Origin of the sequence: Cellulomonas avistercoris (assembly GCF_014836445.1) — a bacterium.
GTDB classification, from domain to species: domain Bacteria; phylum Actinomycetota; class Actinomycetes; order Actinomycetales; family Cellulomonadaceae; genus Cellulomonas; species Cellulomonas avistercoris.
Map to the genome: position 1 here is coordinate 25219 of NZ_JACSQV010000004.1, position 11229 is coordinate 36447.

Annotated in this window: 3 protein-coding genes; all 3 read left to right on the plus strand. The window is 72.7% G+C overall.

Going from position 1 to position 11229, the window contains the following annotated elements:
- Positions 1 to 599 precede the first annotated feature (599 nt).
- The 3 genes from H9657_RS05955 to H9657_RS05965 all read left to right on the plus strand — a co-directional run bounded on the left by H9657_RS05955 (position 600) and on the right by H9657_RS05965 (position 11220).
- A complete protein-coding gene (locus H9657_RS05955) occupies positions 600 to 4097 on the plus strand; it encodes a DUF4214 domain-containing protein (protein WP_225214769.1) in 3498 nt (1165 codons plus the stop codon).
- Between the two features lie 140 nt (positions 4098 to 4237).
- A complete protein-coding gene (locus H9657_RS19570; protein WP_191781401.1) occupies positions 4238 to 7642 on the plus strand; it encodes a DUF4214 domain-containing protein in 3405 nt (1134 codons plus the stop codon).
- Between the two features lie 14 nt (positions 7643 to 7656).
- Positions 7657 to 11220, plus strand: a complete 3564-nt coding sequence (locus tag H9657_RS05965) for a LamG domain-containing protein (protein WP_191781403.1) — start codon at positions 7657 to 7659, stop codon at positions 11218 to 11220.
- The last annotated feature ends 9 nt before the right edge of the window (positions 11221 to 11229 follow it).

An 11229-nucleotide genomic window follows, 5' to 3' on the forward strand; every position in this document is an offset into this window, starting at 1 on the left:
AAATTTCGGCGCAGCAAGGACTGAGCTCGTGGAATGCGCTGATGCGAGTTCTCACGAATCGGCTGGAGGCGATCGAGTTGCCACGAGATCTTCAGCCCGTACTGGAATCAGCGACAGGACACTGGGAAGGGCGTCCATGCGATCTCCTGGGATTAAAGGGTGTGGTCTGGGAGTATCTCAAAGGTATCGAGGCGAAAGACCCGTCGCCTTCAGCCGACTGGGCCGGGGCGCGTGCATTGCTCTGTGTGCTTGAGCCAGACGGGGACGAAGAGACAATGTCGATGACCGCGGAGTGGTTCGCTGATATGGAATCCGTTATAAGTGCGAGGGAATAGCGCGAGCAGTGGTTCGCGTCCGCGGCTCGAATTGCTTTCTATCCCGGTGCAAGTTGGCACGGCACGGCACGGCAATCGGCAGTCGGTTGACGCCGGATGTCTCGGGTCGTCTGCCGAGGCCCGGTGAACGGCGGTAATCCAACAACTCCTGGTGCAACCGGCCACGAGCAACAAGTACAAGAACGGGCGGGTGCGGGCGTTGTGATCGGACGACGAGCAGTAATCGGGTTGCGGACGGCCGCGGTTGCGTTGGTGCTGGCGCTGATGCCCGCGGGACTGGCTCCGGCCGCCGTGGCAGTGGCTCCGGCCGGGGCGACCTCTCCTTCTTCGCTGGCGCCGACGTGCAACGGTGAGGCAGGGGACGAGTCCGCGTCCGCAGCGCTGGCCGCAGCCTGCGACCGTGAGGTCGAGGTCCTCGACGCGCGCAGCGAGTGGGCGTCGACGTTCGCGTTGCCGGACGGGTCGATGCGCCTCGACACGTCGATCGCGGCGGTGCGTACGGACGTGAGCGGGGAGTGGGAGCCGGTCGACTCCTCGGTCGTCGAGGGGGACGGTGGCCTGGTGGTCGCCTCGGCCGTGACGCCCATGACGTTCTCGGACGGGTCCGACGGTGCGCCGCTGGCGCGGATCGAGCGGGATGGGCACGAGGTCGTCTTCGACGCCCCGTTCGACCTGCCGGCCCCGAGCGTGGACGGCTCGCAGGTCACGTACGCCCAGGTCCTGCCCGGTGTCGACCTGGTGGTGACGGTCAACGAGGACGCGACGGGTTTCTCCGAGGTCCTGCGCGTCGAGTCGCCGGAGGCGGCGGCGCACCCGGCGCTGGCAGAGCTCACCTTCGACGTCGAGACGTCGGACGGGATCGAGCTACAGCCCACCGACGGAGCCTTCGTCGCGGCCGATGCGTCTGGCGAGGCCGTCTTCACCAGCCCCGTCCCCACCATGTGGGACTCCAGGGTCGCCATGCCGGGCTGGTCGGGCGTCGGTGCGGCCCCCATGTCCGACGTCGACCCGACCGTGGCGCCCGCGCCCGGGGCCGTCGTCGCACCGATGGCGACCGCCGTGGCAGCCGACACGGTGACCGTCACCCCCGATGCCGACCTCCTGGCCGACCCGGCGACGGCGTGGCCCGTCTTCCTCGACCCGGGCATGAGCGGCTCGCTGAACCAGCGCACCGCAGTGCGCACCGTCGTCGGGACCGCCTACAACTTCGCGGGCGACGAGGGCGTCGGCCTGTGCGACCGCGGCGCCACCACGACGTGCTCGCACACGTTCCGCAGCCGCGTGCTGTGGCAGTTCGCCAGCCTGCAGGGGCTGGGCAACCTCGAGCCGTCCGACGTGCAGAGCGCCGTGTTCGCCGTCACCGGCACCCACTCGTACTCGTGCACCCCGATGCCCGTGACGCTGCACGCCGTCGCCGACTTCGACGCGGGCACCGTCTACCCGGGCGGGGCGTACTGGAAGGCGCTGCAGACCCAGACCATCACGCACCGCGCCGGGTGCGGTGCGGGCAAGGAACCCCGCCGCATCGAGTTCGACGCGACCCAGCAGGCGCGTGACGTGGCCGCGGCGAACACCGGTGTCGCGTCGTTCGGCATGGCTGCCGACGAGGGCTCGATGGCGTCCTGGAAGCGCTACGGCTGGGACGCGAGCTTCTCGGTCACCTACAACCGGCCCCCGGCCGCGCCCGCCAACGCGCGCACGACCGCCCCGGACTCGGCGTGCGTCGTCGGTAACGGCCGGCCGCACGTCCGCTCGACGCAGCCCACACTGCGGGCCGTCCTGGGCGACCCGGACGGTGGCAACGTCCAGGCCCACATCGACATCGTGGACCTCGGCAACGGCGCGCACGTCTGGGACCCGGCGCTCTTCGCGGCGCAGGGCTCCGGTGCCGAGCACGCGCTGCAGGTGCCGGCCAACCTCCTCGTCGACGGGCGCAGCTACCGCTGGAACATCCAGGCGTTCGACGGCCAGGTGGGAGGACCGTGGGTCTCCTGCGAGTTCACCGTCGACCTGACGGCGCCCGTGATGCCCGTCGTCACGCCGGTGACGGGCACCGGCCTGGCCGTCTACGCCGAGGGGCCGACCCTGGCCGGGGGTGTCGGGCACGAGGGGCGGTTCACGTTCGGCAACGGCGGCTCGACGGACGTCGAGTACTACCGGTACACGTTCCTGGGGCAGCAGCAGCGAACCGTGCCCGTCGGGTCCGTCGTGCAGTTCGTGCCCACGGAGGTCGGTAGCCAGACCCTCACCGTCGAGTCGATCGACCGCGCGGGCTGGGTCAGCCCCGCACGCGTGTACCGCTTCACGGTCACGTTCCCCGCGCTGAGCGACGCCTGGCACCTCGACGAGACGAGCGGGACCACCGCCGCCAACGTCAACGGCTCGAACCGCGTCCTGACGTTGTCGTCCGGGACGAGCAACAACGTCGACGGTCTCGGTGCGACGAACTTCGGTCGCCCTGCGGACCGTGCCCTGCAGTTCGACGCCGTGTCCGACGTGGCGCGCACGACGCAGCCGGTGGTGCGGACCGACGGCTCGTACTCGGTCATGGCGACGGTCCGTCTGGACGACGTCGCCGGCACGTACGTCGCGGTCAGCCAGTCGGGCACGCAGACCAGCGGGTTCGCGCTGGGTCACCGCGCCGATCCCGCCTGCCCGGAGGGCACCGGCGGCCACTGCTGGGCGTTCTGGACCACCGGGACCGACTCCGCGTCGGCGACCCCGGTCGTCGTGCGCTCCGACGTGCCCGCGCGTGCCGGGCAGTGGGTGCAGCTGACGGGCATCCGCAACGCCGGCACCGGTCAGCTCGACCTCGCGGTCTGCGCCTACGGGGCGCCTGGAGAGCTCATGACGCCCCAGCCGGTCCTCGCCGGTGTGCTGACCGCACCGACGGGCTGGGCGGCCGGAGGCGCCTTCCAGGTCGGGCGCGGCGGCACGACCGCCGCACCGCAGCACGGGTGGAAGGGTGCGGTGAACCAGGTCCGGACCTACACCGGCCCGCTGACGATCCTCAAGCTGCGCCAGTCCTGCGGCAACGTCGGCACGGTGCTCGCCCCGACGCTCGACGCGCCGCCGGCGTCCGAGCCGGCACCGCCGCCGCCCGCTCCGCTCCCGTCGGTGCAGCCTGGGCAGCCCGGGTTCGAGGCCGCGTACGTGGCGTCGCTGTACCGCGACGTCCTCGGCCGTGAGGCCGGGTACTCGGAGCTGGTCGTGTGGACGTCCGAGTTCAAGAAGGGCGCGTCCCTGCAGGCTGTCGCCCAGGGCATCGCCACGTCGCCCGAGTGGCACCAGAGGTTCGTGGAGCAGCAGTACCAGCTGTTCCTCGGCCGCTCCGCGGACCCGACCGGGATGTCGACCTGGCTGACCGCCTTCTCGCAGGGCAAGGACACGTTCGCGGTCGAGCACGGCATCGTCGCCTCCGCCGAGTACTTCGCCCGCGCGGGGTCGAACGACACGGGCCTCGTCCGGGCGCTCTACCGCGACCTGCTGGGCCGTGAGGCGGGCGCCAGCGAGATCGCCTACTGGCTGGGTCACATCCAGACGTACGGCCGGGGAGCCCTGATCAGGGAGCTCGTGTACACCGACGAGCACGTCAACCGGGTGATCGACCAGCGCTACCGCGAGGTCCTGGGCCGGGGCGTCGACGCCGCCGGCCTCAGCACGTCGGCCGGCGCCCTGCGGAGCGGAGGCACCGTGCAGCAGCTCATCGTGCGGCTGGCCGCGAGCGGCGAGTACCAGAACGGACGGGTGAGGGCGCTGTGAACGGACGACGAGCGGTGACAGGGCTACGGACGGCGGCGGTCGCGTCGGCGATGGCCCTGGTGGCCACCGGGCTGGCACCGGCCGCGTGGTCGGCTGGGACCAGGCCGTCGGCGCCGGCGGGGCCGACTTGCTCCGACGAGGTGGCCGACGAGGGCGCGGCCGTCGCGGTGGCCGTCGAGTGCGATCGGGAGGTCGAGGTCCTCGACGCGCGCAGCGAGTGGGCCACCACGTTCGCGCTGCCGGACGGGTCGATGCGGCTGGACACGTCGATCGCGGCGGTGCGCACGGACGTGAGCGGGGAGTGGGCGCCGGTCGACGCGTCGGTGGTCGAGGGTGAGGGCGGCCTGCAGGTCGCGTCGGCCGTCACGCCGATGACGTTCTCCGACGGGTCGGACGGTGCGCCGCTGGCGCGGATCGAGCGTGACGGGCACGAGGTGGTGTTCGACGCCCCGTTCGACCTGCCCGCCCCGAGCGTGGACGGCTCGCAGGTCACCTACGCCGAGGTCCTGCCGGGCGTCGACCTGGTCGTCACGGTCAACGAGGACGCGACCGGCTTCTCCGAGGTCCTGCGCGTCGAGTCGCCCGAGGCGGCCGCGAACCCGGCTCTGGCGGAGCTGACGTTCGACGTCGAGACGTCCGACGGCATCGACCTGAAGGCGACCGACGGCGGCTTCGTCGCGGCCGACGAGACCGGCGAGCCGGTCTTCACCAGCCCGGTACCGACCATGTGGGACTCGTCCACCGCGGCGCCGGGCTGGACGGGGGCCGCTGCCGCGCCCGACGCCGACGCCGACGCGACGGTCGCGCCCGCGCCGGGAGCGGCCGTCGCGGAGATGGCGAGCACGGTCGCCCCCGAGAGCGTCACCATCACCCCGGACGCCGATCTGCTCAGGGACGCCGGCACGCAGTGGCCCGTCTTCATCGACCCGGGCATCTCGGGACGGCTCCACCACTACACGGCCGTGCGCACCGTCATCGGCAGCGCCTTCAACTACGCGGGTGACGAGGGCGTGGGTCTGTGCGACCGCGGCGCGACGACGACCTGCTCGCACACCTTCCGCTCGCGCGTGCTGTGGATGTTCGCCGATCTGCAGACCGTCGGGAACCTCGAGCCGGGTGACGTCCAGAGCGCCGTGTTCGCCGCCACGGGGACCCACTCGTACTCGTGCACCCCGATGCCCGTGACGCTGCACGCCGTCGCCGACTTCGACGCAGGCACCGTCTACCCGGGCGGTGGCTATTGGAAGGCGCTGCAGACGCAGACCATCACGCACCGCGCGGGGTGCGGTGCGGGCAAGGAGCCGCGTCGTATCGAGTTCGACGCGACCCAGCAGGCACGCGACGTGGCCGCGGCCAACACCGGTGTCGCGTCCTTCGGGATGGCCGCCGACGAGAGCTCCATGGCCTCGTGGAAGCGCTACGCCTGGGACGCGTCCTTCTCCGTCACGTACAACCGTGCGCCGAGCGCACCGGCGAACGCACGGACCACCGCACCGGACACCGGGTGCGTCGTCGGCACCGGGCGCCCCTACATCCGCTACCTCCGCCCCGCGCTGCGGGCCGTCCTCAGCGACCCGGACGGCGGCAACGTCCAGGCGCACATCGACGTCGTCGACCTCGGCACCGGGGCGAAGGTCTGGGACCCGGCCCACTTCGCCGCGCAGGGCTCGGGCGTCGAGCACGCGCTGCAGATCCCGGAGAACGTCCTCAAGGACGGGCGCAGCTACCGGTGGAGCATCCAGGCGTGGGACGGGCAGCAGTTCGGCCCGTCGGCGTCGTGCGAGTTCACGGTCGACCTGACCGCACCGGTGACGCCCGTCGTCACGCCGGTGACGGGGAACAACCTGGCCGTCTACTCGGAGGGCCCGGTCCTGGCCGGCGGGGTCGGCCACGAGGGTCGCTTCACGTTCGCCGACGGCGGCTCGACGGACGTCCAGTACTACCGGTACACGTTCCTCGGTCAGCCGCAGCGGACGGTTCCCGTCGGCTCGACGGTGCCCTTCGTCCCCACCGAGGTCGGTAGCCAGACCCTCACCGTCGAGTCCATCGACCGCGCCGGCTGGGTCAGCCCCGCACGTCTGTACCGCTTCACCGTCAACTTCCCGGCGCTGAGCGACGCCTGGCACCTCGACGAGACGGGCGGCACCACCGCCGCCAACGTGAACGGCTCGACCCGCGTCCTGACACGGTCGAGCGGCACGACCGACGTCGACGGGCTCGGTGCCACGCACTTCGGGCGCACCGCGGACCGCGCGCTGCAGTTCGACGCCGCGTCCGACGCGGCGGTCTCGTCGCAGCCGGTCGTGCGGACCGACGGCTCGTACTCGGTGATGGCAACCGTCCGGCTCGACGACGTGGCCGGCACGTACGTCGCGGTCAGCCAGTCCGGGGCGCAGACCAGCGGGTTCGCGCTGGGTCACCGCGCCGATCCCGAGTGCCCCGAGGGCACCGACGGCCACTGCTGGGCGTTCTGGGCCACCGGGACGGACTCCGCGTCGGCGACGCCCGTCGTCGTGCGCTCCGACGTGCCCGCGCGCGCCGGGCAGTGGGTCCAGCTCACGGGCATCCGCAACGCCGGCACCGGCGAGCTCGACCTCGCGGTCTGTGCGTACGGGGAGCCCGAGGAGCTCATGACGCCCCAGCCGGTCCTCGCCGGGGCGGTGGCCGCACCGACGGGCTGGGCGGCCGGCGGCGCCTTCCAGGTGGGACGCGGCGGCACGACCGCCGCACCGCAGCAGGGGTGGAAGGGTGCGGTGAACCAGGTCCGCACCTACACCGGCCCGCTGACGATCCTCAAGCTGCGCCAGTCGTGCGGCAACGTCGGCACGGTGCTCGCGCCGACCCTCGACGCGCTCCCGGCGTCCGAGCCGCCGCCGCCGGCCCCGGCGCCGCTGCCGCCCGTGAAGCCCGGTCAGCCCGGGTTCAACGCGGCGTACGTGGCGTCGCTCTACCGCGACGTCCTGGGCCGTGAGGCCGAGTACCGCGAGCTCGTGCACTGGGCGTCGAAGATCGACCGCGGCGCGACGCTGTCGGACGTCGCCAACGGCATCGTCGGCTCGGCCGAGTGGCGCCGCACGTTCGTCACGCAGCAGTACGACCTGTTCCTCAGGCGCACGCCCGACGGCGGCGGCCTGAACGCGTGGCTGACCTGGTTCGACCAGGGCAAGGACACCTTCGCGATCGAGCACGGCTTCGTTAGCTCGGCCGAGTACTTCCGGCGCGTCGGCTCGAACGACACCGACCTGACCAAGGCGTTGTACCGCGACCTGCTGGGACGTGAGGCCACGGCGTCCGAGGTCGGCTTCTGGAAGGGACGGATCGCCACGCACGGACGTGCCGCGCTGCTCCAGGAGGTCGTCTACTCCCACGAGCACGTGAACCGCGTGGTCGACCAGCGGTACCAGCAGATGCTGGGTCGGCCGGTCGACGCCGCCGGCCTCAGCATGTCCGCCGACTCCCTGTGGCACGGCGGCACGGTCCAGCAGCTCCTCGTCCGGCTGGCCCTCAGCAACGAGTACAAGAACGGACGTGTGCGAGCGCTGTGAACCGACGACGAGTGGTGACCGGGCTGCGGACGGCGGCCGTCGCGTCGGCGCTGGCGCTGGTGGCGGCCGGGCTGGCCCCGGCCGCCTGGGCCGATGCGCCGGCAGTGCCCGCGTCCCCGGCGCCTGCGACCTGCACCGACGAGGTGGCCGACGAGACCGCGGCCGCGGCGCTCGCCGCGCAGTGCGACCGTGAGGTCGAGGTGCTCGACGCACGCAGCGAGTGGGCGACGACGTACGCGCTGCCGGACGGCACGATGCGCCTCGACACGTCGATCGCGGCCGTGCGCACGGACGCGTCGGGCGAGTGGGAGCCCGTCGACGCGTCCGTCGTCGAGGGCGACGGCGGCCTGGTGGTCGCCTCGGCGGTCACGCCGATGGTGTTCTCCGACGGGTCCGCCGGCCAGCCGCTGGCCCGGATCGAGCGCGACGGCCACGAGCTGACGTTCGACGCACCGTTCGACCTGCCCGAGCCCACCGTCGACGGTGCGCAGGTGACGTACGCCGAGGTCCTGCCCGGTGTCGACCTGGTGCTCACGGTCAACGAGGACGCCACGGGCTTCTCGGAGGTGCTGCGTGTCGAGTCACCCGAGGCGGCCGCGCACCCGGCGCTGGCGGAGCTGACGTTCGACGTCGAGACGTCCGACGGGATCGCGCTGCAGCCCACCGACGGGGCGTTCGTCGCCGCCGACGGGTCGGGTGCGCCGGTGTTCACCAGCCCGGTCCCGACCATGTGGGACTCCAGCACGGTCGCGTCCGTCCCGGGCTGGGGCGGCGGGCCCGACCGGGGCGTCGGCCCGACCGCCGACGAGGTCGACCCGACGGTCGCGCCCGCGCCCGGCGCCGAGGTCGCCGCCATGGTCAGCGAGGTCGACGACGACACGGTGACCATCACCCCGGACGCCGAGCTCGTCGCCGACCCCGCCACCGAGTGGCCCGTCTTCATCGACCCCGGCATCTCCGGGTCGCTGCACCACTACACGGCCGTGCGCACCGCCTTCGGCAGCGCCTATAACTTCGCCGGCGACGAGGGTGTCGGCCTGTGCGACCGCGGCGCGACGAGCACGTGCCCGCAGACGTTCCGCAGCCGCATCCTGTGGCAGTTCGAGGGCCTGCAGGCGCTGGGCAACCTCGAGCCCGGTGACGTGCTCGGCGCCGTCTTCGCCGCGACGGGCACGCACTCGTACTCGTGCACCCCGATGCCCGTGACGTTGTACGCGGTCGCCAACTTCGACCAGAGCACCGTCTACCCCGGCGGCGGGTACTGGCAGCCGTTGCAGACCCACAACATCACGCACCGGGCGGGGTGCGGCGCCGGCAAGGAGCCGCGTCGCATCGAGTTCGACGCGACGTGGCAGGCGCAGGCCGTCGCGTCGGCGAACACCGGCAACGCCTCCTTCGGCATGGCCGCCGACGAGGGCTCGATGATGTCCTGGAAGCGGTACGCCTGGGACGCGTCGTTCTCCGTCACGTACAACCGGCCGCCCGCCGCCGCCCAGAACGCGCGCACGACCGCGCCGTACACGGCGTGCCGCACCGGCGCCGCCCGCCCCGCGCTGCGCAGCGTGACCCCGGTGCTGCGCGCCGTCCTCACGGACCCCGACGGCGGCAACCTGCACGGCCAGTTCGTCGTCGACGACATCGCGACGGGCGCGCGGGTGTGGGGCTCCGGCTGGCTGCCCGCCCAGGGCACCGGCTCGGAGCAGGCCACGGCCGTGCCGTCCGGCGTCCTCGCCGGTGGGCGCGTGTACCGGTGGAGCGTCCTCGGTGGTGACGGCATCACGACCGGCCCCGCCGTCGCGTGCGAGTTCGTGACGGACCTCGCCCCGCCCGTGATCCCGACGGTGACGCCCGTGGCCGACATGCCGGCGGTCTACGCCGAGGACGCGACGCGCGGCGGCATCGGCATCGAGGGTCGGTTCACGCTCGACCCGGGGACGTCCACGGACGTCGCGGCCTTCCGGTACGAGGTCTCCGGCCAGCAGATCCGCACCGTCCCCGCGACCTACCGGACGATCGCCGTCGTGCCCACCACCATCGGCTCGCACACGCTGAAGGTCGAGTCCATCGACAAGGCCGGGTGGGCGAGCCCCGCCCGGGTCTACCGGTTCACGGTCGCGTCCGCGGGCGTGAGCGACGCGTGGGCGTTCGACGAGGAGTCGGGCTCGACCGCCGCGAACCACACGGCCGCGAACCGCCCGCTCACGCTCACCGGTGCCGTGAGCCGCGTCGACGGCCCGCGTGCCGGTGACCGCGCCCTCCAGCTCGCCGGCGGCGCGGCGACGTCCACGACGCCGATCGTGCGCACCGACGGCAGCTACACCGTGATGGCCACGGTCCGGCTGGATCGCGTCGACCGGACCGCGACCGCGGTGAGCCAGGACGGCACGACCGTGAGCGGCTTCGAGCTCGGCCTGCGCGCGGAGGGCGACTGCCCCGAAGGCGTCGGTGACAGCTGCTGGGCTTTCAGCACGCCCGCGTCCGACACGTCGTCGGCCACGGTGGCCGTCGCGGCGTCCGACAAGCCGGCGGTGGCCGGTGAGTGGGTCATGCTCATCGCCGTCCGGGACGTCACGGCCGGCACGCTGCAGCTCGCGGTGTGCTCGCTGGGTGACCGCGAGGCGCCCTTCAGCGAGCCGCCGACGGTGAGCAGTGCCGCGTCCGTGGGGACCCCCGCCACGCTGGGTGCGTTCCGCGTCGGGCACGGCAGGGCCGGCGGCGTACCCGCGCGCCACTGGCCCGGTGCGGTCGCGCAGGTCCGCACCTACACCGGCGTGGTCTCCGTCGAGCGGCTGCGCCTCACGTGCAGCAACCCGACCGCGATCGTCCCGGAGCTCAGCCCGGTGCCCACGCCGCCACCCGCCCCGAGCCCGCTGCCCTCGCCCCCGGCGTACTACCCCGGTTACGCGGGCTCGGTCCACGTCATGCGCGGCGCCGCCTGGTACGTCAACGGGCCCGGCGACCCGTCCGACGCGACCGCCGTCTTCGGCTTCGGCATCGGCACGGACACGCCCGTCGTCGGCGACTGGAACGGTGACGGCGTCGACACCGTCGGCATCTTCCGCGGCTCCGAGTGGAGCCTCAACGACGGCAACGACGGCAGCGCCCCCGAGCGGGTGTTCAACTACGGCGTCGCCAGCGACCGACCCGTCGTCGGCGACTGGAACGGTGACGGCGTCGACACCGTCGGCATCTTCCGGGGCGGGGTCTGGAACCTCAACGACCAGAACGACGGATCGGCGCCGGAGCGGGTCTTCACGTACGGCAACACCGGCGACATCCCGGTGTTCGGCGACTGGAACGGCGACGGCGTCGACACCGTCGGCGTCTTCCGCGGCGGCTGGTGGTACCTCAACGACCAGAACGACTCGTCCGCCCCGGAGCACGTGTTCGGCTACGGCAACGCCGACGACGTGCCCGTGGCGGGGGACTGGAACCGTGACGGCATCGACACCGTGGGCGTCTTCCGGCAGGGGTCCTGGCACCTCAACGACGAGAACGACGGCTCTGCGCCCGAGTACGCCTTCCTGTTCGGCGCTCCGGGGGACATCCCGGCGCGCGGCTCCGGCCTGCGGCGATGACGCCGCGCC

Bases quoted from the DNA above. Each gene is read 5' to 3' on its own strand.
- H9657_RS05955 (WP_225214769.1), top strand. From the start codon at position 600: ATGCCCGCGGGACTGGCTCCGGCCGCCGTGGCAGTGGCTCCGGCCGGG.